Annotated in this window: 21 protein-coding genes; 6 read left to right on the top strand and 15 right to left on the bottom strand. The window is 64.9% G+C overall.

The window, feature by feature from the left end; all coding sequences use genetic code 11:
• The first annotated feature begins 77 nt into the window (after positions 1 to 77).
• Both E5554_RS06600 and E5554_RS06595 read left to right on the top strand, forming a co-directional pair.
• Positions 78 to 1,370, top strand: coding sequence for a class I SAM-dependent methyltransferase (locus E5554_RS06600; RefSeq protein WP_136186312.1), 1,293 nt, complete (start codon positions 78 to 80; stop codon positions 1,368 to 1,370).
• A 57-nt stretch (positions 1,371 to 1,427) separates the two neighbouring features.
• On the top strand, positions 1,428 to 3,215 hold the full coding sequence (locus tag E5554_RS06595) for an ABC transporter transmembrane domain-containing protein (RefSeq protein ID WP_136186311.1): 1,788 nt from the start codon (positions 1,428 to 1,430) through the stop codon (positions 3,213 to 3,215).
• A gap of 24 nt (positions 3,216 to 3,239) precedes the next feature.
• Here the strand turns inward: E5554_RS06595 and E5554_RS06590 are convergent, their stop codons facing one another.
• The 5 genes from E5554_RS06590 to E5554_RS06570 form a co-directional block, all read right to left on the bottom strand.
• Positions 3,240 to 3,563, bottom strand: a complete 324-nt coding sequence (locus E5554_RS06590) for a PilZ domain-containing protein (RefSeq protein ID WP_026108744.1) — start codon at positions 3,561 to 3,563, stop codon at positions 3,240 to 3,242.
• A 179-nt stretch (positions 3,564 to 3,742) separates the two neighbouring features.
• Positions 3,743 to 4,165 (bottom strand): biopolymer transporter ExbD, encoded by a 423-nt coding sequence (locus E5554_RS06585; RefSeq protein ID WP_004209993.1) that lies wholly within the window; start codon positions 4,163 to 4,165, stop codon positions 3,743 to 3,745.
• A 24-nt stretch (positions 4,166 to 4,189) separates the two neighbouring features.
• Complete coding sequence (locus tag E5554_RS06580; RefSeq protein WP_004209992.1) at positions 4,190 to 4,678, bottom strand: biopolymer transporter ExbD; 489 nt, start codon at positions 4,676 to 4,678, stop codon at positions 4,190 to 4,192.
• A gap of 113 nt (positions 4,679 to 4,791) precedes the next feature.
• Entirely contained in the window at positions 4,792 to 5,547 is a 756-nt protein-coding gene (locus E5554_RS06575) for a MotA/TolQ/ExbB proton channel family protein (RefSeq protein ID WP_169862852.1), read from the bottom strand.
• Positions 5,548 to 5,618: 71 nt separating this feature from the next.
• Entirely contained in the window at positions 5,619 to 6,281 is a 663-nt protein-coding gene (locus E5554_RS06570) for an energy transducer TonB (protein ID WP_004209989.1), read from the bottom strand.
• Positions 6,282 to 6,530: 249 nt separating this feature from the next.
• Here E5554_RS06570 and E5554_RS06565 point away from each other — a divergent pair, with 249 nt between their 5' ends.
• Together E5554_RS06565 and E5554_RS06560 are read left to right on the top strand one after the other, a co-directional pair.
• Positions 6,531 to 7,409 (top strand): hypothetical protein, encoded by an 879-nt coding sequence (locus tag E5554_RS06565; protein WP_136186310.1) that lies wholly within the window; start codon positions 6,531 to 6,533, stop codon positions 7,407 to 7,409.
• A 109-nt stretch (positions 7,410 to 7,518) separates the two neighbouring features.
• Positions 7,519 to 8,823 (top strand): homoserine dehydrogenase, encoded by a 1,305-nt coding sequence (locus E5554_RS06560; protein ID WP_136186309.1) that lies wholly within the window; start codon positions 7,519 to 7,521, stop codon positions 8,821 to 8,823.
• 20 nt (positions 8,824 to 8,843) lie between these two features.
• On the opposite strand, the gene E5554_RS06555 is transcribed toward E5554_RS06560, so the two are convergent.
• Positions 8,844 to 9,281, bottom strand: a complete 438-nt coding sequence (locus E5554_RS06555; RefSeq protein ID WP_136188277.1) for a hypothetical protein — start codon at positions 9,279 to 9,281, stop codon at positions 8,844 to 8,846.
• Between the two features lie 220 nt (positions 9,282 to 9,501).
• Between E5554_RS06555 and glpX the strand changes: the two genes are divergently transcribed.
• On the top strand, positions 9,502 to 10,485 hold the full coding sequence (gene glpX, locus E5554_RS06550; protein WP_136186308.1) for a class II fructose-bisphosphatase: 984 nt from the start codon (positions 9,502 to 9,504) through the stop codon (positions 10,483 to 10,485).
• A 96-nt stretch (positions 10,486 to 10,581) separates the two neighbouring features.
• Here the strand turns inward: glpX and E5554_RS06545 are convergent, their stop codons facing one another.
• The 9 genes from E5554_RS06545 to phaC all read right to left on the bottom strand — a co-directional run bounded on the left by E5554_RS06545 (position 10,582) and on the right by phaC (position 21,724).
• Positions 10,582 to 10,959 (bottom strand): MerC domain-containing protein, encoded by a 378-nt coding sequence (locus tag E5554_RS06545; RefSeq protein WP_004209982.1) that lies wholly within the window; start codon positions 10,957 to 10,959, stop codon positions 10,582 to 10,584.
• Between the two features lie 91 nt (positions 10,960 to 11,050).
• Positions 11,051 to 12,832 carry a sensor domain-containing diguanylate cyclase gene (locus E5554_RS06540; protein ID WP_136186307.1) on the bottom strand — a complete coding sequence of 594 codons (1,782 nt, stop codon included), beginning with the start codon at positions 12,830 to 12,832 and terminating at the stop codon, positions 11,051 to 11,053.
• A 129-nt stretch (positions 12,833 to 12,961) separates the two neighbouring features.
• Positions 12,962 to 14,461 carry a catalase gene (locus tag E5554_RS06535; protein ID WP_004209979.1) on the bottom strand — a complete coding sequence of 500 codons (1,500 nt, stop codon included), beginning with the start codon at positions 14,459 to 14,461 and terminating at the stop codon, positions 12,962 to 12,964.
• Between the two features lie 114 nt (positions 14,462 to 14,575).
• Positions 14,576 to 16,048 (bottom strand): glycerol kinase, encoded by a 1,473-nt coding sequence (locus tag E5554_RS06530; protein ID WP_136186306.1) that lies wholly within the window; start codon positions 16,046 to 16,048, stop codon positions 14,576 to 14,578.
• Positions 16,045 to 17,553, bottom strand: coding sequence for a glycerol-3-phosphate dehydrogenase (locus E5554_RS06525; protein ID WP_136186305.1), 1,509 nt, complete (start codon positions 17,551 to 17,553; stop codon positions 16,045 to 16,047). Before E5554_RS06525 ends, E5554_RS06530 begins: the two co-directional genes overlap by 4 nt.
• Before the next feature lie 143 nt (positions 17,554 to 17,696).
• The gene (locus E5554_RS06520; RefSeq protein ID WP_136186304.1) at positions 17,697 to 18,302 is read right to left on the bottom strand and encodes a hypothetical protein; all 606 of its coding nucleotides are present in this window, start codon (positions 18,300 to 18,302) and stop codon (positions 17,697 to 17,699) included.
• A 143-nt stretch (positions 18,303 to 18,445) separates the two neighbouring features.
• Positions 18,446 to 18,817, bottom strand: coding sequence for an ATP-dependent Clp protease adapter ClpS (gene clpS, locus E5554_RS06515; RefSeq protein WP_004209974.1), 372 nt, complete (start codon positions 18,815 to 18,817; stop codon positions 18,446 to 18,448).
• A 177-nt stretch (positions 18,818 to 18,994) separates the two neighbouring features.
• Complete coding sequence (locus E5554_RS06510) at positions 18,995 to 19,843, bottom strand: phasin family protein (protein ID WP_136186303.1); 849 nt, start codon at positions 19,841 to 19,843, stop codon at positions 18,995 to 18,997.
• A 141-nt stretch (positions 19,844 to 19,984) separates the two neighbouring features.
• Positions 19,985 to 21,724: a class I poly(R)-hydroxyalkanoic acid synthase gene (gene phaC / locus E5554_RS06505; RefSeq protein ID WP_136188276.1), complete on the bottom strand. Its 1,740-nt coding sequence runs from the start codon at positions 21,722 to 21,724 to the stop codon at positions 19,985 to 19,987.
• A gap of 143 nt (positions 21,725 to 21,867) precedes the next feature.
• On the opposite strand from phaC, the gene E5554_RS06500 reads away from it, so the two are divergent.
• The gene (locus tag E5554_RS06500) at positions 21,868 to 23,079 is read left to right on the top strand and encodes an LL-diaminopimelate aminotransferase (protein WP_004209971.1); all 1,212 of its coding nucleotides are present in this window, start codon (positions 21,868 to 21,870) and stop codon (positions 23,077 to 23,079) included.
• Positions 23,080 to 23,201: the final 122 nt, after the last annotated feature.

Genomic DNA, 23,201 nt, shown 5'->3' with positions numbered 1-23,201 from the left:
CAATTGGATGGGCGTCATATGCGTGAAACAGGACTGCTGGCATAGTCCCCGCCTTTGCGACAGGAGCGTATTTCCCCGTGACTTCCCGTGAATTGACCGGCTTCCTCTCGCTGAATGAATCCGAACCCGTGACCGATGACCTGTCCCGCCGCACCTCCGACATGGCATGGCGCCTGGCCTTTGGCGCGATCGGCTGGCCCTGGCTGCTGGCCAGCCTGTCGGGCGGGCGCAAGGCGGACAAGCGCGCGCTGCTGGACGAACTCAAACTGCCCCATGATGCGCTGCCCCATCTGGGAAGCTGGAAGGCAGATGTCGGTTTCCTGCGCCATATCGTGCTCGAGATTGCACGGCTGCGGCCGGCGCATGTCGTCGAACTGGGCGCGGGGGCATCCTCGCTGATCGCGGCGCGGGCGCTGCAATTGCATGGCGGCGGCCAGTTGCACAGTTTCGACCAGCATGGCGGCTTTGTCGACGCGACCCGGCAATGGCTGGCCGACCATGCGCTGGACGTGGATATCCGCCATGCGCCGCTGACGCACGAAAGCGCCGACTGGCCGGGCCGCTGGTATGCGATCGACCGGCTGCCCGAGCAGATCGACCTGATCATCATCGATGGCCCGCCCTGGAGCGTGCATCCGCTGGTGCGGGGCGCCGCCGACAGCCTGTTCGCGCGCCTCTCCCCCAATGGCGTGGTGCTGCTGGACGATGCTGCGCGGCCGGGCGAGCGGCTTGTCGCGCGCCGCTGGCGCAAGCGCTGGCCGCATATCGATTTCCGCCTGATGCATGACGGCACCAAGGGGACGCTGGTCGGCCGGCGCCGCGACATGTCGCAGCCGGTGGCCAACGACAATGAGGCCGGGCGCGGCTGGCGCCATGTCGGGCGGGCGGCGGCGATCGCCGCGCTGCTGGCGACGGGGTGGATCGGCCGGGGCGCGCTGGGCGAATTTCCCCAGGCGGCACAGGCCAGCACCTTCCTGGACGAGGCCGCCGCATCGCGCCGCGCCGGCCTGCTGCGCCAGCAGATGACGTCGCAGGTCGAGAGCGCGAAGCTGGACGATGCCGAAATCCGGCGGTCGACCGGCATCGTGCTGCCGCGCCTGCCGGCCAATTGGCAGGTGCGGGACGTACAACTGTTCCCGACCGCCGACAGCCCGGCGATCGCGATCGCGCTGACCACCGAAAAGGGCGAGCAATTGTCGCTGTTCGCCGACCGGGCGGAAACGCCGGCGGAAGGGCAGCCGCTGATCGCGGAACGGCGCGACGGCACGGTCGCCTATTGGGAGGCGGGCGACATGGCCTATGCATTGACCGGCAAGGCGGATACGCCGCGCCTGATGGCGCTGGCCGAACGGATCGCACCGGCGGCCTGAGCGGCGGGATCGCGCGCGCCCATTGAGGCGCGCGCGCCGCGCTGCTAACGCCCCGACATGGAGGATGCCACCGCACCCGCGCCGCGCCGCGCCGATCGCCCTGCCCTGTCGAGTCTGGCCATGCTGTGGCGCTTTGCGACGCGCTATCCGGCGCGGATCGCCGGGGCGCTGACCGCGCTGATCGTCTCTTCCGCCGCGACGCTGGCGATCCCGAGCGGCTTTCGCCTGGTGATCGACAAGGGCTTCACCGGCGGCGGCGATATCAGCCGCTGGTTCGAATATCTGTTCCTGCTGGTGGTGATCCTGGCGCTGGCAAGCGCGCTGCGCTTCTATTTCGTATCCTGGCTGGGCGAGCGGGTGGTCGCCGACATTCGCAGCGCGACCCAGGCCAATCTGCTGCGCCAGGCGCCGGCCTTCTTCGAGGAAAACAGGCCGTCGGAGATCGCGTCGCGCATGACGGCGGACACCGCGATCATCGATCAGGTGGTGGGATCGACCGTGTCGGTCGCGCTGCGCAACCTGGTCACCGGTATTGGTGGCCTCATCTATCTGTTCATATTGGCGCCCAAGCTGGCGGGGCTGCTGATCCTGGGCATACCGGTGATCGTCCTGACATTGGTGACGCTGGGCCGGCGGGTGCGCAAATTGTCGCGCGCCAGCCAGGATCGGCTCGCGGAAGTCGGCAGCGTCACCACCGAAGTGCTGGGCGCGATGAAGATCGTCCAGGGCTTTGGCCAGGAAGGGCGCGAGGCGGCCCGGTTCGACGCGACCGTCGCGAGCGGCTTTGCCACCGCCCGGCAGCGGATATTGCTGCGCGCGGTGATGACCGCCATCGCCTTTGCCCTGGTGTTCGGATCGATCACCGGCGTGTTGTGGCTGGGCGCGATCGATGTCGCGGCCGGGCGCCTGTCGGGCGGCAGCATCGCTGCCTTCGTGCTGACCGGCGGGCTGGTGGCCGGCGCGTTCGGATCCTTGTCGGAAAGCTGGGGCGACCTGTTGCGTGGCGCAGGGGCGGCAAGCCGGCTGGACGAGCTGATGGCGGCCGAGCCGGCGATCGCCGCGCCGGCGGCGCCGGTCGCGATCCCGACGCTGGCCCAAGGCGCGCGGCTGCGCTTCGACAATGTCCATTTCCATTATCCCACCCGGCCCGACCAGGCGGCGCTGAACGGCGTCACGATCGATATTGCGCCGGGCGAAACGGTGGCGGTGGTCGGACCTTCGGGTGCCGGCAAGTCGACGCTGATCCAACTGGCGCTGCGCTTCTATGATCCCGATCAGGGCGAAGTGCGGCTGAACGATGTGCCGCTGCCGGCCGCCGATCCCGCCGCGCTGCGCGCGGCGATGGCAATGGTGCCGCAGGACAGCGTGATCTTCGCCGCGTCTGCCCGCGACAATCTGCGCTACGGCAAATGGGATGCGAGCGACGAGGAAATCTGGGCGGCGGCGCGAGCGGCCAATGCCGAAGCCTTTCTGCGCGCCCTGCCGCAGGGGCTGGACAGCCATCTGGGCGAAGGCGGTGCAAGGCTGTCGGGCGGGCAGCGCCAGCGCGTGTCGATCGCCCGCGCGCTGCTGCGCGATGCGCCGATCCTGCTGTTGGACGAGGCGACGTCAGCGCTCGACGCGGAATCCGAGCAGCTGGTCAAGGATGCGCTCGACCGGTTGATGCAGGGGCGCACGACGATCGTCATCGCCCATCGGCTGGCGACCGTGCGCGCCGCCGACCGGATCATCGTGCTGGATCAGGGACGGATCGTGGAACAGGGCGACCATGCGACGCTGGTAGCGCTGGGCGGCCTTTATGCGCGGCTGGCCAGCCTGCAGTTCCAGGACCAGCTGAACGGCTGAACCGCCGTCCCGCCGGACGCGCGGTCAGCGACCCGCGAGGCAGCGCTGGACGATATAATCGAAGATGGCGGGATGGAGCGGGCGCTCGAAGGTGCACCCCGATTCATGCGCGCGCACCCACTGGACGCGGGCGCGCCGCCCCTCGAAACCCGGCAACATGATCCACAATTCGCTGCCGACGGTGAGCTTCATGAAACTGTGCAGGCGAAAGCCGGTGAGCGACATGTCGGCGATATTGCTGGTGAACCAGGTTTCACCCGGACGCCGCACCTTGACGCTGATCACAACGTCGCGCCGTTCGGCAAGCCGGCCCCTGCGTTCCAGTTCGGTCAGTCGTTCAGCGCCCATGGTCCACATCCACCCATTCCCCTTCAGCATCGCGCAGGAAGGTAAGGGAAATGTTAAGCGGGAGACGGACCGGCACAAAAAAGGGGCTGCCGAAGCAGCCCCTGGTCTGTGGTCCGATTGATCGTCCGACGGGTCGGAGACGGGAAGTCTGAGACCGACGGGCCCCGGACGATCAGGGATCAGAACGAGCTATACTGCTCGTTGCCGACGAAACCCAGCTTGGTCACGCCCGCGCGCTTGATCTCCGCCAGCACCTCGTCAACGACGACGTAGCGGGTCTGCGCGTTCGGCTGGAACTGCAGTTCCGGCTCGACGGGCAGACGCAGCGACTGCTGCAGATACTGACGCAGGGTCAGCAGGTCGATCGGCGCACCGTTCCAGCTGATCACGCCGCCGGCATCGATCGCGACCTTGTTCTTGACAGGGTCGACCACATTGTCGCTCGGAGGCGCGCTCTGCGGCAGATCGATCTTAACCGCGTGGGTCTGGATCGGAATGGTGATGATGAACATGATGAGGAGAACGAGCATGACGTCGATCAACGGCGTCGTGTTCATTTCCACCATCGGCTCACCATCATCGGAGCCCATGCTCATGGCCATAACGAATTCTCCTTCTGCGGCCGATCAGAGGCGGGTCGTCGTCGAACCGGGTTCCGGTTCGGAGATGAAGCCCACCTTCGGGAAACCGGCGCGCTGCATCGTGTAGATGGTGCCGCCGATGCAACGATAGGGGGTATTGATGTCGCCGCGGATATGCACTTCGGGCAGATCCTCGGGCGTCAGATTTTCAACACCACCAGCCTTCTTGATGTCCGCTTCCAGCTTGGCGACGGCGCGATCGAGCAGTTCGTCGGAGCTGACCTTGGTCAGGTTCCAGTAAACCGCACAGCTGCCGTCGGGCGCCGAGGTGACCGACAAGGAAACATTTTCGGGTTTCGTCGTGGTCGGCTCGAACGCCACCTTGGGAAGTTGCAGATCGACCGTCTGGACGACGACCGGGACCGCGATGAGAAAGATGATGAGCAACACCAGCATGACGTCGACGAGCGGCGTCGTGTTGATGTCGGACATCGGCTTGTCGTCACCGCCGTCGGAGCCAACACTCATTGCCATTGATACAATCCTAACCTTGGTGTCGTAGGTGCCCCGTTAACCGGGGCCCCTGTCCGGCAGGGGCCGGGTGGTCGCAGCCGCCACCCGGCGCCCGAACCGGCGTCTTAAGGCGATCAGGCCTTGGTCGGCGCAGCAGCCGGCTTGGCAGCAGCAGCGGCCGGAGCGGCAGCAACGGTCGGCTTCACGGCGCCGTCCGAAACCAGGTAGGCCAGCAGGTCGACGGTGAAGCCGTTCAGCTGTTCCGAGATCGCCTTGTTGCGGCGCTGCAGGAAGTTGTAGGCCAGAACGGCGGGAACGGCCACGGCCAGACCCAGCGCGGTCATGATCAGAGCTTCACCGACCGGGCCGGCAACGGCGTCGATCGAGGCCTGACCGGCAGCACCGATCTTGATCAGAGCGCGGTAGATGCCGATAACGGTACCGAACAGACCGATGAACGGCGAGGTCGAACCGACGGTGGCGAGGAACGCCAGGCCGCCACCGAGCGACGAGTTGATCGCGGCTTCCGAGCGAGCCAGCGAGCCGTGCAGCCAGTCATGGGCTTCGACCGGATCCTTCAGCTTGCCATGCTCTTCCTGAGCCTTGATGCCGTCATCGACGATCTGCTTGTAGGCCGAGTTCTTTTCGAGCTTGGCCGAAGCTTCCTTCAGCGAACCAGCGCGCCAGAAGGTCGCACGGATCTTCTTGCCCTGGCTGATCACCTTCTGCTGTTCGATCAGCTTGGTGAACAGGATGTAGAAAGTGCCGACCGACATGGCGCAGAGGATGATGAAGACGGTCCAGGCAATGGTGCCGCCCTGCTCCAGGGCTTCCATCAGGCCGTACGGGTTTTCCGGCTTGGGCGCCGCGGCTGCGAGATACATCAACATGTTCAAGACTTCCCTCTCAAAAGGATCGTGAAAGGGGAGAGCGGCGCCGGGCGCCTGCCCTCCCGTTTAAATTACTGCGGGATCCGCCACTGAATGCGGTTCGCGTAGGTCGACGGGATCTTGTTACCCTGGTCATCTTCCGCGGGGCTAAAGCGCGCGCGGCGGGAAACCAGCTTACAAGTTGCGTCGTCCAGTTCAGGCGAGCCACTCGACTGCGTAACGGTGCAGCTCGTGACACGGCCATCGGCGCCCACTTCAAGACGGAAACCAGTGGTCCCCTGCTTTTCTTCACGCAGAGCGCGCGAAGGATAGTCTTCCGTGGTTGCCCAGGAACCCGGATTGCCACGCGGCGACACGCCCTTTGCAGCCTGCTTTGCAGCGGGCGGCGGCGGCGGGGCCGGCGGCGGTGCGGGCACCGGAACCTCATTGAACACCGGCGGCGGCGTCCGAACCGTCTGGATCGGCGGCGCGGGGGCCGGGGTCTGGACGATCGGCGGCGGCGCGACGACCGGCGGAGGCTCAATCGGCTTGTCCGGCGGCGGCGGCGGCGGCTCCTCGTCCGGTGGCGGGGGCTCCTCCTTCACGTCGATCACGTTCAGCTGTTCCGCCGCCTTTTTGACATATTTCATGCCAAGACCGGTGACGAAGGCATAGCCGAGAACAGCGTGAATCAGGGCGACGATGACGATCGATATCGTGCGACTCGATCCTTGCGAGTGGTCAGCATAGGCCATTCGGCAACGACACTCCTTAACTCATCTTACCAGTGGGTTGTACAAATCAGCCAAAAACGGCCCGAGCTGCCCGGGGGTATCCCCGACCACCTTTGGCCCTTATCCGTCCATTTGCTACCGTGCGAACTCCTATCGCGGCGCATCGTGGCACGCAAACGCTTTATCGAACTACCGGCTTGCGTTTACCATCACACACCGGAATGACTTGCCTGTGACATCCCTGCCACGGGCTGACAGCATAGGACGAAGATGCAGAAGAAATCCACCATGGCCATGAAGACACTCGCCTCGCTGTGCCTCATTTCCGCCTCATATACCGCCGTTTTTCCGGCATTTTCTCAGACAAATTCGATGACAGCGCAATCATCGACGGTCGCCGCCGGATTGACCTATGCCGACATTGCCGACCTTTCCGATGCGGCACCACTGGTTGCCAACGTGCGCATTAGCAACATCGTCCCGTTGAAGCCCGAACAGGCTCCGGACGTCCCTGCGGGCTATCGCAGGGTCTATGTCGAGGCCGAAGTGACCGCACTGATTCGCGGCGAAGGGGGCATAAGTCCGACCGTCGGCTATCTTTATGACGCCCGCCTCGATTCGAAGGGTAAGATGCCCAAGCTGAAAAAGGCACAGGTGCTGCTGTTTGCCCGTCCGGGCGGGCGGCCGGGCCAGATTCAGCTGATTGCGCGCGATGCGCAGATCGCCGCCACCCCCGCTGAGGTCGAACGGGTGAAGACCGTGCTGTCGGCGCTCGTCGCGCCAGACGCACCCCCGCGAATCATCGGCCTGGGCGACGCTTTCCATGTCGCGGGCACGATTGCCGGCGAAGGCGAGACGCAGATTTTCCTGCGCACCGAAAATGGCGATCCGGTATCGCTGTCGATCATCCGCCGCCCCGGACAACAGCCCAGCTGGGCCGTGGCGCTGGGCGAAATCGTCGACGAAGCCGCCCGCGCCCCTGCCCCCGGCAGCCTGCTCTGGTATCGGCTTAGTTGCAGCCTGCCGGCCACTTTGCCGGCCCGGTCGGTCCGCACCCTGGCAGTGCAGGACGCCGAAGCAGCGCGCACCGATTATCAGTTCGTCCTCAATGCACTCGGCCGCTGCGCACGCAATCGAAAGCCGAACTGACCCCCTACGCACTTATCTTTCAATCGGGCGCCGCTGTGCTTTTCCTTGGACAGCGGCGCTCGGGCCGCTATCAGCGCGGCTCTTACAGTGCGAAGGACCAGGAAACGCCATGACCAATCTCCACCGCCATGCCCCGCTGCGCGTCGCGCTCGTTGGCCTCGGAACGGTGGGTGGCGGCGTCATTCGCCTGCTCAACACCAATGGCGACCTGATTGCCCGCCGTGCCGGCTGCCCGGTGCAGGTCGTCGCAATCTCCGCGCGCGACCGTAACAAGGATCGCGGCGTCGACCTGTCGCCCTATGAATGGGTCGACGACATGACGACGCTGGCGACCCGCGACGATATCGACGTGGTGGTCGAGCTGATCGGCGGCGCCGATGGCCCTGCCCTCACCCTCGCCCGCCAGTGCCTGGCCGCCGGCAAGCCGTTCGTCACCGCCAACAAGGCGATGCTGGCCCATCATGGCCTGGACCTTGCCAGCCGCGCCGAGAGGGCCGGCGTGGCGCTCAAATATGAAGCGGCGGTCGCCGGCGGCATCCCGGTGATCAAGGGCATGCGCGAAGGCGCGGCCGCCAACGAGATCAGCCGCGTCTATGGCATCCTCAACGGCACCTGCAATTACATCCTGACCACCATGGAGAAGGAAGGCCGGGGCTTTGACGAGGTGCTGAAAGAAGCCCAGGAACTGGGCTATGCCGAGGCCGATCCGAGCTTCGACATTGACGGCGTCGATGCCGCGCACAAGCTGACCATCCTTGCCAGCCTGGCCTTTGGCACCGAACTGGACTTCGACCATGTCGCGACCACCGGCATCCGCCATGTGATCGCCGCCGACATTGCCGAGGCGGCAGCGCTGGGCTTCCGCATCCGCCTGGTCGGCATGGCGGAGAATGGGCCGGAAGGCCTGTTCCAGCGCGTCCATCCGATGCTGGTCCCGCTCGACCATCCGCTCGCCCATGTCGACGGTTCGCTCAATGCCGTCGTGGCCGAGGGCAATTTCGTCGGTCGCCTCTTCTTCCAGGGACGTGGCGCGGGTGACGGCCCGACCGCTTCGGCCGTGGTCGCCGACCTGATCGACGTGGCCCGCGACGAATATGGCGATGCGCTGGCGATGCCGGTTGCCGCCCTGACCCCGCAACAGCCGGCCGACGCCGGCCAGCGGATCGGCCGCGCCTATCTGCGCTTCAAGGTGCAGGATCGCCCCGGCGTGCTGGCCGAGATCGCGGCTGCGACCCGCGATGCCGGCGTCTCGATCGAGAGCATGATCCAGCGCGGCGCCAACCAGGCCGATGGCGTGCTGGTGGCGATCGTCACCCATGCCGGCGAGGAACGCTGCGTGCGCGAGACGCTGGAGCGGCTGGCCGGCTCCGACAGCCTGCTCGACACGCCGATGGTCATGCATATTCTGGATTGATCGCGCCGGGACCGGTTGGATCAGTGCTGGCCGGCGCCCTTGACCGAATCCGGCAGGGGCGGCGGTGGCGCCATGTCGGCCTCGGGGTCCAGCAAATGGGCGATGGCCTTGCCGGCCAGCATCGCCGCGCCCAGGATCGGCACGCCGCCGCCAACGCAGCCCGTCCCCTGCCCGCCGACGACACCGCAGGCGCCTTGCCTGGGTGCGGCAGCGGAAGCGCGCGGCGTATCGCCGGCAAGCGGGCGCCCTTCGACCGGCTCGCGCGGCAGCGGCAGCCTTTCCTTCGCATTGCGCTCCGCCCGACTGCCACACACGACGATGCCGCCGCCGCTGCGATCGCAGGGCCGGACGACGGCGGTGCGCGCCTGATATTGCTCCATCGCGGTACGCTGGGCGAGCGGCGCTTCATCCACCGGCACGATATCCTGCGCGGCCGCCAGCGGCAGGCCGATCAGCAAAAGAGGGAAAGACAAGACCCACCGCATGACGACATCTGAACAGTCGAACATGGCGGGATGATGGCAGCCGCTGGACGCTGCGGAATGGCATATAAGGCAAAGGCGCGTCCATCCGTGGCATCACGACTATGAAAAGCTTTGCGAGCCCGGCAAGTTGGGTCGACAAGCAGAGGCGGACATCCTATCGCCCTGCTCTATCAGTTACAGCAGAGGAGTGGCTATGGTGCAGGCTAGTTCGATTCTCGATCGCGTCTTGGTACTCGAAATGGTGCGCGTCACCGAAGCGGCTGCAATCGCCGCATCCAAGCTGGTCGGTCGGGGCGACGAGAAGGCCGCCGACGCCGCTGCGGTCGAGGCGATGCGCCTGGCCTTCAACGACCTCTATATGGACGGCACCGTCGTGATCGGCGAGGGCGAGCGCGACGAGGCGCCGATGCTCTATATCGGCGAGAAGGTCGGCAATGCGATCGGCAAGGGCCCCAAGATCGACATCGCGCTCGATCCGCTGGAAGGCACCACCATCACCGCCAAGGCCGGCCCGAACGCGCTGGCCGTGCTGGCCATTTCGGAAGAAGGCGGCCTGCTCAACGCGCCCGACGTCTATATGGACAAGATCGCCGTCGGTCCGGGCTATCCCGACAATATCATCGACCTCAACAAGTCGGTGAAGGAAAATGTCGAGGCGGTGGCCAAGGCCAAGGGCGTCGATCCGCATGAAATCATCGTCTGCGTGCTGGATCGCCCGCGCCACGAGAAGCTGATCGCCGAACTGCGCGCGATCGGTTGCGGCATCATGCTGATCCCGGACGGCGACGTTGCCGGCGTGATCGCGACCACCAATCCCGAAACCACGATCGACATCTATATGGGTTCGGGCGGCGCGCCCGAGGGCGTGCTGGCCTGTGCCGCGCTGCGCTGCGTGGGTGGCCAGTTCAAGGGCCGCCTGCTGTTCCGCAACGATGACGAGAAGCAGCGCGCCTACAAGTGGGGCATCACCGACCTGGACAAGGTCTATGACCTCAAGGAACTGGCCAAGGGCGACTGCATCTTTGCCGCGACCGGCGTGACCGACGGGTCGCTGCTGGCGGGCGTCAAGCATCTGCCGGGCGACAAGCTGACCACCGAGAGCGTGGTGATGCGCGCCAGCACCGGCACCGTGCGCTGGGTCAAGGGCGAGCATCGCATCGAGCGCAAGGACGCCTGATCGGGGCGGACAGGACGGAAAGACGAAGGGGGCCGAAAGGCCCCCTTTTTCGTGGTCATCGATGCGGGATGATCGACCCCCGATAATCGCCGGCGATCAGTGGCTGGCGCGGTGGTTGAGATCGTGGCCGAGGGCGAGAATCGCGACGCCAAGCAGCGTATAGGCGCTTTCCTGCCAGCCATGGTCCATGGTCAGCGCGCCGGCCATGATGCCAAGGCCCAGCGAACCGATCGCGGCGGGCATCATGAAACGATGGACCAGCGCGCCATGGCCGAGCGCGATCGCGCCCATCAGGATGGCGAGCGCCAGCCCCGCTTCATGGAAGATCGGACTGTCGAAAATGCCGCCGGCCGATGCCAGCAGGCCCAGCACCACTGCGGTCAGGAAACAATGGGCGACGCACAGCCCCGAAAGCGCCATCGCAAGGCGATCAAGGCGTCCGGATTCCAGGGCGTGACGGAAGCTGAGCAGCATGGTGCGTGCTACATAGTCGAGAGCGGCATAAGTTACAACATAACATCACCGATTTTTCCGGCGGGAAAGACGCTCCCGTTGCGCCGGACCGTCAGGCGGCGAAGCGCAGACAGTTGCGACCGCTGCCCTTGGCGGCATAGAGCGCCTTGTCCGCCGCCTCCATCAGGGTCGCGGCGCTGGCCGAGCCGTCCAGTTCGACAAGGCCGGCGCTGAAGGTGATGGCGATATCCTCGCCATTGCCGAGCGGGAAAGGCCGCACCCCGACGCGGGTGCGCAGATGCTCGCAGATGCGCTCGGCCCGTTCCAGATCGACATCGGGCAACAGCACGGCGAATTCCTCGCCGCCCAGGCGCCCGATGCTGCCGGTGCCACGCAGCGCCTGGCGCAGCCGCTCGACAAAGCCGACCAGCACCCGGTCGCCAGCGGCATGGCCATGGCGGTCATTGACCGACTTGAAATGGTCGATGTCGATCAGCAGCAGGCAGGCCTGTCCGCCGGCCGCGACGCGGGCGATCTGGTCGTCCAGCTTTTCCTGCAATGCGCGGCGGCTGTCGGCGCCGGTCAGGGCATCCTGCGCCGCCGCCTGGTGCAGCGCCCGCTGGCGCGCCTTGTGGCGGGAAATGTCGCGCACAGTGCTGATGACGCCGATCGCCCGCCCCTGCTCGTCCAGCACGGCGCGGACCAGCATCTCATACCAGTCGAAATCATTGTCCGGCCGGTTGGGGCGAAATTCGACCGCATGCGCCTCCCCCGGATGGGCGAGCGCACGGCGATGGGTGACGATCGCGAAGGGGCGATATTCCGGGTCGATCAGGTCGACGGCTGGCTGGCCCAGCAGTTTGTCTGCATCAATGCCGATCTGGTCGACGGCCGAGGGCGAGACATATTGGATGATGCCGTCGATGCTGAGATTGACCACGCCGTCGCCGCTATGTTCGGCGAAGGCCCGATAGCGCGCTTCGCTGTCGCGCAGCATGCGGATCAGGCGGCGACGGCTGTTGAGTTCGGCCGCCACAGGCACCGACAGCAGGAAGCTGAGCGCCAGATAGAATTGGAAGAACTGGATGCGTTCGGGAATGCTGGCCGCGACCAGCCGGAGCGGTCCATGGCCGGTCATGGTCGCCGTGCCGCCGATCAGGGCGAGGATGACGATCGCCGCCGCCGACCCTGCATAGCCGGTGCGGAAGGCGATCAGTACCAGCGGCAGCAACGAGGCGAACAGCATGGGATAATCGACGCGATAGAAGATCCACCAGGCGCACAGGGCAAAGGCGGACAGCAGGCCGAACGCCTCCAGCCGCTCGATCGGCCGGGCCTGGCGCGCCCAGCGGCTTACCTCGCCCTGCAGCAGGATCAGCAGCAGCGGCGTGCAGATGAGGCCGCCCAGCACATGGCCGCTATACCATTGCAGCCAGATATGGGGAAAATCACCACCCAGCAAAATGGAGACCACCAGCCCGGCGCCGATACCGGCAAGCACATTGGCAACGCCCGCCAGCGCGAAGATGAAGATGCTCAATTCACGCATAGATGCGGCGATCTGTCGCCCGACGCCGAGCCGGCGGCAGATATAGGCGACCACCAGCGCCTCTCCGACATTAAGGATAGCCATCGGCACCGCCGCCAGTGCGCCGATGCCGAACAGCGCCGTCGCGATCGTGCTGGCAACCATGCAGGAGAGGATGAGACGCGGCCAGGCGCGCATGCGCGCGGTCATCATTTCCGCCATCAGCAGGGCATTGGCGCCCCAGATGAACGCCAAGCCGCCTTCGAATCGCGAGGTCAGCAGAGCAAGCGACGCGACCGCGAAGTAAAGCAGGCCGGTAAATACCGACATTTTCAGGGAAATATGGCGAAGGGCGGGCCGCGTCATGTTCCCATCCGGGTTAAGCGGACAATGTTAATATATATTCCTATGCCGCCGACTATTTCACAGCGAATAGATAAAGACAGGCCCCGGTGATCATCATCGGGGCCTGTTTTTACAATATTACAAGTCTATTCAACTGGATGCATCAGCCAACAGCGCATCGGTCGGGGCCGAAATCGACGGATTGCGATCCTTGATCGTCGCCCGCGCCTGACGCACGCCTGCGCCATAGTCGGGATGGACCTGATCGAAGAGCTTGCACTGGCGCTCCTCGATCTCGTCCGGGATATCGCCCATGGCGGCGGCGATATTGGCGAAGAGACGCGCCTTCTGCGCATCGTCGAACAGGTTGAACAGCGCGCGCGGCTGGCCGAAATCATCATTGCCTTCGCGATGATTATAGCGGTCGGCATCGCCCGAAATCTTCAGCGGCGGCTCCAGGAAGCGCTGATCCTCGACCGGGCCGCCAAAGCTGTTGGGCTCATAATAGGCCGCCGGGTTGGGGTTGTTCGGGAAGAAGCGCATCGCCCCATCCTTGTGATAATGATGCACCGGGCATTTGGGCGCGTTGACCGGTAGCGCTTCATAATGGGTGCCGATCCGATGCCGGTGCGCGTCGGCATAGGAGAAGATGCGCGCCTGGAGCATCTTGTCGGGCGAGAAGCCGATGCCCGGCACGATGTTGGACGGCGAGAAGGCCGCCTGCTCGATCTCCGCGAAATAATTGTCGGCGTTGCGGTTCAGCTCCAGCACGCCGACGTCGATCGGCGGATAATCGGCATGCGGCCAGACCTTGGTCAGGTCGAACGGATTATAGGGCGTCTTGTCCGCATCCAGTTCCGGCATGATCTGGACCTGCATCTTCCATTTGGGGAAGTCGCCCTTCTCGATCGCCTCGAACAAATCCTCCTGCGTGGATTCGCGGGTGCGGCCGACGACGTCCGCTGCTTCCTCGTTGGTCCAGTGGCGATGGCCCTGCATCGTCTTGAAGTGGAACTTCACCCAGAAACGCTCGCCGGCGTCGTTGATGAAGCTGAAAGTGTGGCTGCCATAGCCGTTGATGTGGCGCACATCGGTCGGCAGGCCGCGATCCGACATCAGGATCGTCACCTGGTGCAGCGATTCGGGGCTCAGCGACCAGAAGTCCCACATCGCCGTGGGCGAGCGCAGATTGGTGCGCGGGTGGCGCTTCTGCGTGTGGATGAAATCGGGGAATTTCAGCGGATCGCGCACGAAGAACACCGGCGTGTTGTTGCCGACCAGATCCCAATTGCCTTCGGGCGTGTAGAATTTCATCGCAAAGCCGCGCACGTCGCGCTCGGCATCGGCCGCGCCCAGTTCGCCGGCCACGGTCGAGAAGCGCAGGATCATTGGCGTCTGCGCGCCGGGCTGCAGTGCCTTGGCCTTGGTATATTGGGAAATATCGCCAGTGATCGTCAGCGTGCCATAGGCACCCCAGCCCTTGGCATGGACGACGCGTTCGGGGATGCGTTCGCGATTCTGGTGCGCCAGCTTTTCGAGCAGCTGATAATCCTGGAGCAGCAGCGGTCCGCGCGGACCTGCGCTCAGACTGTTCTGGTTATCGGCAATCGGCGCACCCGCGCTCGTCGTCATCACTGGCTTATCGACCATATCGTCCTCCTCAGCTTTGGATGAGAACAGGCTAAGGCCCCGCGAAGTTTCAGAAAAACTGATTAAATCGGATTGGGTGATCGATTTTTACGGTTAATCTGAAGATCGCCCGAGTCAGGAGGTCAGCGCCCGATCGCGCAGGCGGTGCCATGCCGACAGTCGCGCATCGCGCGGCTGCGGCAGCATTGCCGGATCAAATCGAGTCGTCTTCCCTGCCATCGTCGCGGCCTCGTCCAGGGAGCGGAACAATCCAGCCCCCAGCCCTGCCAGCATGGCCGCACCCAGTGCCGTGGTTTCCACATCCACCGGACGATCCACACTGACATCGAGCATATCAGCGATATCCTGGGCGATCCAGTCATTGGCGCTCATGCCACCGTCGATCCGCAGCTGGCGCCAGGGCGCGCCGTCAGCGGCGAAGGCGGTGGCGAGGTCGGACAATTGGTGCGAGAGGGATTCGAGCGCGGCGCGGACGATATGCGCGCGGGTCGATCCCTGGGTGAGGCCGGCGATGACGCCGTTCACATCGGGCCGCCAGTGCGGCGCACCAAGCCCCGCCAATGCCGGCAGCATCAGCACGCCGCCGCTATCGGGCACCGATCTGGCCAGCGCCTCCGTCTCCGCCGCCGATCCGATCAGGCCGAGCTGATCGCGCAGCCATTTGATGAGATTGCCGGCGATGAAGATCGATCCTTCGAGCGCATAGATGCGCTGGTCGCCGATCCGGTAGAGCAGGGTGCCGAGCAGGCGATGGCGCGAGGCCGGCATCTGCGCACCCATATTGGCAAGGATGAAGGCGCCGGTGCCCAGGGTCGCCTTGGCATCGCCGGGCGTCAGGCAGGCCTGACCGATGCTGGCCGCCTGCTGATCGCCGGCCAGTCCGCGGATCGGGATGGCACCGCCGAACAGCTCTGCCAGCGTGTCGCCAAAGGCGCCGGCATTGTCGACGATTTCGGGCAGCGCAGCGCGGGAGACGCCGAACAGGTCGCACAGCGCCGGATCCCAATCGGTGCCGTCGAGCGCGACCAGCTGGGTGCGGCTGGCATTGCTGGCGTCGCTGACATGCAGGCCACCGGTCAGTTTCCATACCAGCCAGCTTTCGATCGTGCCGAGCGCCAGCCTATCCCCCGCCTCTGCCACGGCCGGGACATGGTCGATCAGCCAGCGCATCTTGCTGGCGGAAAAATAGGGATCGACGACGAGGCCGGTGCGCTGTTGCAGCATCGCTTCATGGCCGGCTTCGCGCAGCGCCGTGCATTGCGCCGCCGTGCGCCGATCCTGCCAGACGATGGCGGGCGCCAGCGGTTCGCCGGTGCGCCGGTCCCAGGCGACCACCGTCTCGCGCTGGTTGGTGATGCCGATGGCAGCGATCCGGTCGGCGCCACCCGCCCGATCCACCATCTGGCGGGCGCAATCGCGCGTGCGGGTCCAGATTTCGGCGGCGTCATGCTCGACCCAGCCGGGCTGTGGATAATATTGGGTCAGTTCCGCCTGCGCCATCGCGATGCGACGGCCATCGGGGGCATAGAGCATCGCACGGGTCGAGGTCGTCCCCTCGTCCAACACCAGCAGATAGCGGTCGGTCATGCCCTCTCCTCAAGCCAGGCATCGAGCGCGGCCAGTTGCGCAGTATCGAAGCGCAGACCCAATTTGGTCCGGCGCCAGAGAATATCCTCGCTGGTCTGTGCCCATTCGCGCGCAAGCAGGTAGCAGAGTTCCGCTTCGGTCAGGCCATGGCCGAAATCCCGGCCCAGGTCCGACCAGTCGCGCGCCGCGCCCAGCCAGTCGCGGGCGCAAGTGCCATAGGCGCAGCCGATCCGCTCGGCAGTGTCGAGATCAAGGAAAGGATAGTCGCCCGCCAGCGCGGCGACGAGATCGGCCAGGCCGGTCATCGGGAAATCGCCGCCGGGGAGCGGCGCGTCCGCCGTCCAGTCATCGCCTGCGAGCGAAGGCAGGAGCGCCTTCAGCAGGGCGATCGCCTCCGCCGCGAGATTGCGATAGGTGGTGATCTTGCCGCCATAGATGCTGAGCAGCGGCGGCGCGCCCTCCTCCCGATCGAGGTCGAGATGATAGCCGCGCGTCGCCGATTCCGGCCGGGCCGATCCATCGTCGATCAGCGGCCGGACGCCGGCAAAGGACCAGACGACATCGGCGGGGCTGATCGACCGGGCGAAATAGCGGTTCGCACCCTCGCACAGATAGGCGATTTCCTCGGCACTGGCCGCGATCGGATCGACGCCGTCCTGATGATCGCGGTCGGTTGTGCCGATCAGCGTGTAGAGATGCTGATAGGGGATGGCGAAGAAGATGCGGCCGTCGGGCAGCTGGAAGAAATAGGCCATGCCATGATCGAACAGGCGCGGCACGACGATATGCGATCCGCGCACCAGCCGGATGAGCCGGTCGGCGCGGCGATCGGCGCGGTCCAGCAGGTCGAGCACGGCGGGACCAGTGGCATTGACCACGACCCGCGCATGGAAGGTCTGCGCCTGCCCGGCCGCATCGCGCGCATGGATGCGCCAATGATCGCCGGCCTGTTCCAGCCGCAGCACCTGCGTGCGGGGGCGGATATCGGCGCCATGATCGGCGGCGTCGCGGGCATTGAGGATGACCAGCCGGGCGTCGTCGACCCAGCCGTCCGAATAGACATAGGCGGGGCCGAACCCCGCCCGCAGCGGCGCGCCGGCGACATGCTGGCGCAGGTCGATCGCCTCGGTCGCCGGCAGGGCGCGGCGGCCACCGATATGATCGTAGAGGAAGAGGCCGAGGCGCAGCAGCCAGCGCGGGCGCAGCCCCTGGACCCAGGGCAGGACGAAGCGCATCGGCTGGATGATGTGCGGCGCGATGCGCCACAGCCTTTCCCGTTCGGCGAGGGATTCGCGGACCAGGCCGAAGGCGCGATGCTCCAGATAGCGCAGCCCGCCATGGATGAGCTTGGTCGAGGCCGAGGAGGTGCCCTGTGCCAGGTCGCCGCGTTCGAGCAGCAGCACGCTTGCCCCCCGCCCCGCCGCATCGCGCGCAATGCCGCACCCGTTCACCCCGCCACCGATCACGGCAAGGTCGTGGATGAAAGGGGCCGTCTCCTGCGTCACGCCGCCGTTCTAGCGGCAAAATGCTGCCCCCGATATTAACGAAGGCAAGATCGTGAAAATTCATCCGGCCGGCGCCACGCGCGATCGCCCATGGTGCCGGCCGGATGCCTACGCGCCCCCACGCGCGTCAGAAGGGCATGTCGTCAGGCGAGGCTGTCGACCACCAGACCGCTATTGCTGCTGCTCGTGGCGCTGCTGGTCGATCCGTAGAGCGACTGGCTGAGGCTGGAGCGGAGATTTTCGAGGAAGGCGATGATCGAATCCAGCTGATCGGTGGCGCTGGTCGTGCTCGTCTCGCTGGTCGTGCTGTCGTCATCGCTGCTGTCCTCGGTCGGGCGCGGCGGCGGCGGGCCGCGCATGCCCTGCGGCCCCTGCATCCCGTCCATGGCGGCCAGGCCGTCGATGCTCATGCCGTCGCCGCCATCGGCCGACGTCCCCGCGCCGCCCGGTCCCTGGGCAAAGAGGCTTTGGAGCTGCGCCGCCTGATCCTCGGTCAGGGTGCCGGCCGATACCTGATCATCGATCAGGGAATCGATCCGATCCTTCATCGAAGACGGATCGAGCCGTGAACCGCCCGAACTGGCGGAAGTGCTGAGCGCGGAATCGATGGAATCGAGCGCGGTTTCGAGCGCGTCGCCATCCGTTTCCGAGATAGAGCCGGCCTCCACCGCGGCGTCGATGCGATTGGTCATCGACATGCGCGGCGATGGCGGCATGGTCATGCTGTTGTAACTACTGATAGTCGTCATGCTGGAAGTCCCCACTTCGTTTTGCGGGACCATTCATGCCGAATAAGTCTAAAAAAACATTGTATTTCAATCATGTAATTGATTGAAATAGAGGCGCTACACTGACCAAGAAAAGGTTAAGCGCGCGCCCTTACCTGATGATATCAGGCCTTTTCCAGCGTGCATTGCAGCGGATGCTGGTTCTGCCGGGCGAAGTCCATCACCTGGTTCACCTTGGTCTCGGCCACTTCATAGCTGAAGATGCCGCACACGCCGACGCCGCGCTGATGGACGTGCAGCATCACCCGCGTCGCTTCCTCCATGTCCATGCGGAAGAAATGCTGGAGGACATGCACGACGAACTCCATCGGGGTGTAATCGTCGTTCAGCATCAGCACCTTGTAGAGCGACGGCTTCTTGGTGCGGGTGCGGGTACGCGTGGCGACGCCGATGTTCGGGTCATTGTCGCCCGTATCGTCCTGATCCGGACCGGCCCTGAAGGGCGCGCCTGCCGATGCGTTGAAGAGATGGTTCATGATGCAGAAGAATATGGCGATTTGTCCTGCCAAGGCAAGGGGGCCGACCGCATGCCATCGCTGCGTAACCACGTTTCCCCGGCGAGAAAAAAGGCGATGCTCCGACCGGAGCACCGCCCTTGTTCGTCATCCCGGCCGGATATCGGCCCGGAAATTCGGCTGTAAAATCAGCCCGCCTCAGGCGGCGAGCGACTTCACCTTGTCGGTGACCAGGGTCACGCGCGCGGTCAGCGGCTGGCTGATGTCGCCGGCCAGCTTCATGAAGGCTTCGCTGCTCTTGGCGGCTTCCTTGGTGAACTCGTCGAAGCTGCTCGACAGGAACTGGCTCTGCAGCTGGAAGAATTCGGTCGGGGTCTTGGCGGTCGAGAAGCTCTTGATCGAGGCAGTCGCCTTCTCGAAGCTCTTGCGGCTGTAGTCGACGGCTTCCTGGCCCAGCGTCTCGAAGCCCTTGGCCGCGATCTTGCCCGATTCCACCAGCGCTTCGACATTGCCCTTGGCGATGTCGCTCAGCTCTTCCATCGCCTTGGTCGACTTTTCGACACCGGCCTTCGCCTTCTCGTTCAGGTCGGCATAGGCCGTTTCCATCTTGGCCTTGGTATCTTCGGCGAACTTCTTACCGGTTTCGAGGATATCGTTCATGATCAATGTTCCTTCCGTGGCAGGCAGCGTCTTCGCTTTGGTCTTCGGGGCGGACACAGGCTCCGGAGCCACTACCGCCTCAACATCTTCAACAATCGGTTCGGGTGCGGCATCCACCGCCGTCGCCGCCGCGACCACCGCCACCGGATCGGCAACGGGTGCCGGTTCCGCAGCAGCGACCGGCGCCGGCTTCTTCGCTACTGGCTTGGGCGCGGGCGCCTTTGCCGGAGCAGCCTTGGCGACGGGTTTGCGCGGGGCAGGCTTTTTGGGCGCGGGCTTCTCGCCCAGAGCGGACTCAGCGGCCTTGAGTGCCTCACTGGCAGACAAGGTTGCAGAACCGCTTTTCGCGACCGGCTTGGCACGCGCAGACTTAGGGGTAACGGCCATCGACCATCCTCCGTTTGTTGCACTGCACAATAAGCCCTATCCCAAAGGATTACAAGGCCCATTGTGCAGTGCAACAAATCAGACATATTGATGTTTCGGCACTGATTGGCGGCCAATGAGGAATGGCTGAAATCCGCGCCTCTACCGGGCTTTTACGTAACGTCCGGGCGCATCTTCTATTGCCCGAAGCTTGCCGCCGCCCGGCTTGCGCGCGCCGCGGACAGCCACTTCGCGCGAATCGATGCCGCGCAGCCATTCGGCCCAGTCGGGCCACCAACTGCCCTTGGTCTCGCGCGCAGCCGCAACAAAGGCATCCAGCGTCGGCTGCGGCGCGTCAGCGGTCCAATATTGATATTTCTGCGCGACCGGCGGGTTGATGACGCCGGCGATATGGCCTGAGCCTGCCAGCAGGAAGCGCACCGGCCCGGCGAGATGCTCGGTCAGTTTCCACACGCTTTCGAGCGGGGCGATATGATCCTCCTTGCCGGCCTGGACATAGGCGGGGGTGTGGATCTGCGTCAGGTCGATCGGCGTGCCCGCGACGCTGATCGCGCCGGGCACCACCAGCATATTGTCGCGATAGAGCTGGGTCAGATAGTCGCGATGCCAGCGCGCCGGCAGGTTGGTCGTATCGCCATTCCAGTAGAGCAGGTCGAAGGGCGGATAGTCCATGCCGAGCAGATAGTTGTTGACGACATAGTTCCAGATGAGGTCGCGCCCGCGCAGCAGGTTGAAGGTCGCCGCCATGTAGCGCCCGTCGAGAAAGCCGCTGGAGGAGAGACGGTCGACCAGCTTCATCTGCTCGTCATCGACGAACAAAGTGAGGTCGCCGGCCGCGCTGAAATCCACCTGCGCGGTGAAGAAGGTCGCGCTCGCCACCTTGTCGGCCTCGCCCCGCGCCGCCAGCAGCGCCAGCGTGGCGGCCAGCGTCGTGCCGGCCACGCAATAGCCGATGGTGTGGACGCTGGGCACGTTCAGCAGGTCGCGCACGGTGTCGATCGCGTCGACCTGGCCATTCAGGATATAATCGTCCCAGACCATGTCCTTCATCGAGGCGTCGGCCGATTTCCAAGAGACGAGGAAGACGCTGATCCCCTGGTCCACCGCCCATTTGACGAAGCTCTTCTCCGGCGAGAGATCGAGAATGTAGAAGCGGTTGATCCAGGGCGGGAAGATGATGAGCGGCGTCGCCAGCACCCTGGGCGTCGAGGGCGCATAATGGATGAGCTGGTAGAGCGGGGTTTCATGGACCACCTTGCCCGGCGTCGCGGCGATGTTGCGCCCCAGTTCGAACTGGGTGCCGTCGGTATGGGTGAGCTGGCCCTTCTCCATATCGGCCAGCATATGCTGAAGGCCCTTCACCAGATTCTCGCCGCCGCTCTGGATCGTTTTTTCCACGACCGTCGGGTTCATCAGCGGAAAGTTGGACGGCGCCATCGCGTCGAGCATGCCGGTGGTGGCGAAGCGCAGCTTGGCCTTCGCCTTGGGATCGACGCCGTCGACCGCATCGGCCAGGTTCATCAGATAATCGGAGATCAGCAAATAGCTTTGCCGGATCAGGTCGTAGAAGGGATGGGTCGTCCAGGCGGGATCGGCAAAGCGCCGGTCCTTGCGCGCGGCCGGGCTGTCGGCCGGCGGCGGATCGGGCTGGTCGCGCAGCAGGCCGCCGGAATCGAGGAAGCGCTGCCACAGCGCCAGCCCTTCATCGGCAAAGCTGGTCTGGATGCGGGCGACGGTTTCGGGATCGAAGGGCAGCACCCGACCGGTCGCGCCTGCCGCCTGCTCCAGCATCAATTGCTGCGCGCGGCCCAGCACCTGGGTCCATTTCTGCATCTCCGCCAGGGTCGGGAGATGGGGCTCCAGGACATCCTGCGTTTCCATGGCCACCTTCCTCCTCCTGGCATTGCCGATATCAGCCGCTTTCACTGGCGCGCCGCAGCCTGGCGGGTTATAGCCAGATTGTGACACGCCGAATGCGTGCCACGCACTATTCCTTACCGAGAGCTTTCAGGAAAGCCCCTATAATGTCCGAAGAATTCTACCGCATGAAGCGCCTGCCGCCCTATGTCATCGCCGAAGTGAACGCGATGCGAGCCGCAGCCCGCGCCGCGGGAGAGGACATTATCGACCTGGGCATGGGCAATCCCGACCTGCCGCCGCCCGATCATGTCATCGCCAAGCTGGTCGAAGTCGCCAGCAAGCCGGACGCCCATGGCTATTCCCAGTCCAAGGGGATTCCGGGCCTGCGCAAGGCCCAGGCCAATTATTATGGCCGCCGCTTTGGCGTCGATGTCGACCCGGAAACCGAAGTTGTCGTGACCATGGGGTCGAAGGAAGGCCTCGCCAGCCTCGCCACCGCGATCACTGCGCCGGGCGACGTGGTGCTGGCGCCTAACCCCAGCTACCCGATCCACATGTTCGGCTTCATCATCGCCGGAGCCACCATCCGGTCGGTGCCGACGACGCCGGACGAGAATTATTTCCGCGCGCTCGACCGCGCCATGGCCTTCACCGTGCCGCGCCCGTCGATCCTGGTGGTCAATTATCCGTCCAACCCGACCGCTGAGACTGTCGACCTGGCCTTCTACGAGCGTCTGGTCGCTTGGGCGAAGGAGAATAAGGTCTGGGTGCTGAGCGACCTTGCCTATTCCGAGCTTTATTATGACGGCAACCCGACGCCCTCCATCCTGCAGGTGCCGGGCGCCAAGGATGTCGCGATCGAGTTCACGTCCCTGTCCAAGACCTATTCGATGGCTGGCTGGCGCATCGGCTTTGCGGTCGGCAACAAGCAGTTGATCGCGGCGATGAGCCGGGTGAAATCCTATCTCGACTATGGCGCCTTCACGCCGATCCAGGCGGCCGCCTGCGCCGCGCTCAACGGCCCGCAGGACATCGTCGCCAAGAATCGCGAACTCTATCACAAGCGCCGCGACGTGATGGTCGAGAGCTTCTCGCGCGCAGGATGGGATATTCCCGCGCCGCGCGCGTCGATGTTCGCCTGGGCACCGCTGCCGCCGGCGCTCAAGGACATGGGGAGCCTGGAATTTTCCAAGCAGCTGCTGACCCATGCCAAGGTCGCGGTCGCGCCGGGCGTGGGCTATGGCGAGGATGGCGAAGGCTATGTCCGCATCGCCATGGTCGAGAATGAGCAGCGGCTCCGCCAGGCGGCGCGCAACATCAAGCAATATCTCAAGTCGATGGGCGTCAACACGCCTTCGTCGAAGGGTGCTGCCTGACCTTCACGCGCCTGGCGCGCCCGAAACATGACCATGATCGCCGTCGGACATTGGTGTGTCCGGCGGCGTTTGCTTTAGCGCCCCCTTGCCCCTTGGCCCGCGATCAAGGATAGAAGCGAGGG

Origin of the sequence: Sphingobium sp. PAMC28499 (assembly GCF_004795815.1) — a bacterium.
Taxonomy (GTDB): domain Bacteria; phylum Pseudomonadota; class Alphaproteobacteria; order Sphingomonadales; family Sphingomonadaceae; genus Sphingobium; species Sphingobium yanoikuyae.
Note: the sequence above shows the minus strand (reverse complement) of the source record. Positions and strands in the feature narration are given on the sequence as shown.

What these genes read in the sequence shown, in the direction of transcription:
- E5554_RS06535 (WP_004209979.1), bottom strand. Translation starts at nt 14,461, where the DNA reads ATGGTCGATAAGCCAGTGATGACGACGAGCGCGGGTGCGCCGATTGCC.
- E5554_RS06540 (WP_136186307.1), bottom strand. Translation starts at nt 12,832, where the DNA reads ATGACGCGGCCCGCCCTTCGCCATATTTCCCTGAAAATGTCGGTATTT.
- E5554_RS06560 (WP_136186309.1), top strand. Translation starts at nt 7,519, where the DNA reads ATGACCAATCTCCACCGCCATGCCCCGCTGCGCGTCGCGCTCGTTGGC.
- E5554_RS06500 (WP_004209971.1), top strand. Translation starts at nt 21,868, where the DNA reads ATGTCCGAAGAATTCTACCGCATGAAGCGCCTGCCGCCCTATGTCATC.
- E5554_RS06530 (WP_136186306.1), bottom strand. Translation starts at nt 16,048, where the DNA reads ATGACCGACCGCTATCTGCTGGTGTTGGACGAGGGGACGACCTCGACC.
- E5554_RS06565 (WP_136186310.1), top strand. Translation starts at nt 6,531, where the DNA reads ATGCAGAAGAAATCCACCATGGCCATGAAGACACTCGCCTCGCTGTGC.
- clpS (WP_004209974.1), bottom strand. Translation starts at nt 18,817, where the DNA reads ATGAACCATCTCTTCAACGCATCGGCAGGCGCGCCCTTCAGGGCCGGT.
- E5554_RS06545 (WP_004209982.1), bottom strand. Translation starts at nt 10,959, where the DNA reads ATGCTGCTCAGCTTCCGTCACGCCCTGGAATCCGGACGCCTTGATCGC.
- E5554_RS06520 (WP_136186304.1), bottom strand. Translation starts at nt 18,302, where the DNA reads ATGACGACTATCAGTAGTTACAACAGCATGACCATGCCGCCATCGCCG.
- E5554_RS06510 (WP_136186303.1), bottom strand. Translation starts at nt 19,843, where the DNA reads ATGGCCGTTACCCCTAAGTCTGCGCGTGCCAAGCCGGTCGCGAAAAGC.
- glpX (WP_136186308.1), top strand. Translation starts at nt 9,502, where the DNA reads ATGGTGCAGGCTAGTTCGATTCTCGATCGCGTCTTGGTACTCGAAATG.
- phaC (WP_136188276.1), bottom strand. Translation starts at nt 21,724, where the DNA reads ATGGAAACGCAGGATGTCCTGGAGCCCCATCTCCCGACCCTGGCGGAG.
- E5554_RS06575 (WP_169862852.1), bottom strand. Translation starts at nt 5,547, where the DNA reads ATGTTGATGTATCTCGCAGCCGCGGCGCCCAAGCCGGAAAACCCGTAC.
- E5554_RS06570 (WP_004209989.1), bottom strand. Translation starts at nt 6,281, where the DNA reads ATGGCCTATGCTGACCACTCGCAAGGATCGAGTCGCACGATATCGATC.
- E5554_RS06585 (WP_004209993.1), bottom strand. Translation starts at nt 4,165, where the DNA reads ATGGCCATGAGCATGGGCTCCGATGATGGTGAGCCGATGGTGGAAATG.
- E5554_RS06580 (WP_004209992.1), bottom strand. Translation starts at nt 4,678, where the DNA reads ATGGCAATGAGTGTTGGCTCCGACGGCGGTGACGACAAGCCGATGTCC.
- E5554_RS06595 (WP_136186311.1), top strand. Translation starts at nt 1,428, where the DNA reads ATGGAGGATGCCACCGCACCCGCGCCGCGCCGCGCCGATCGCCCTGCC.
- E5554_RS06590 (WP_026108744.1), bottom strand. Translation starts at nt 3,563, where the DNA reads ATGGGCGCTGAACGACTGACCGAACTGGAACGCAGGGGCCGGCTTGCC.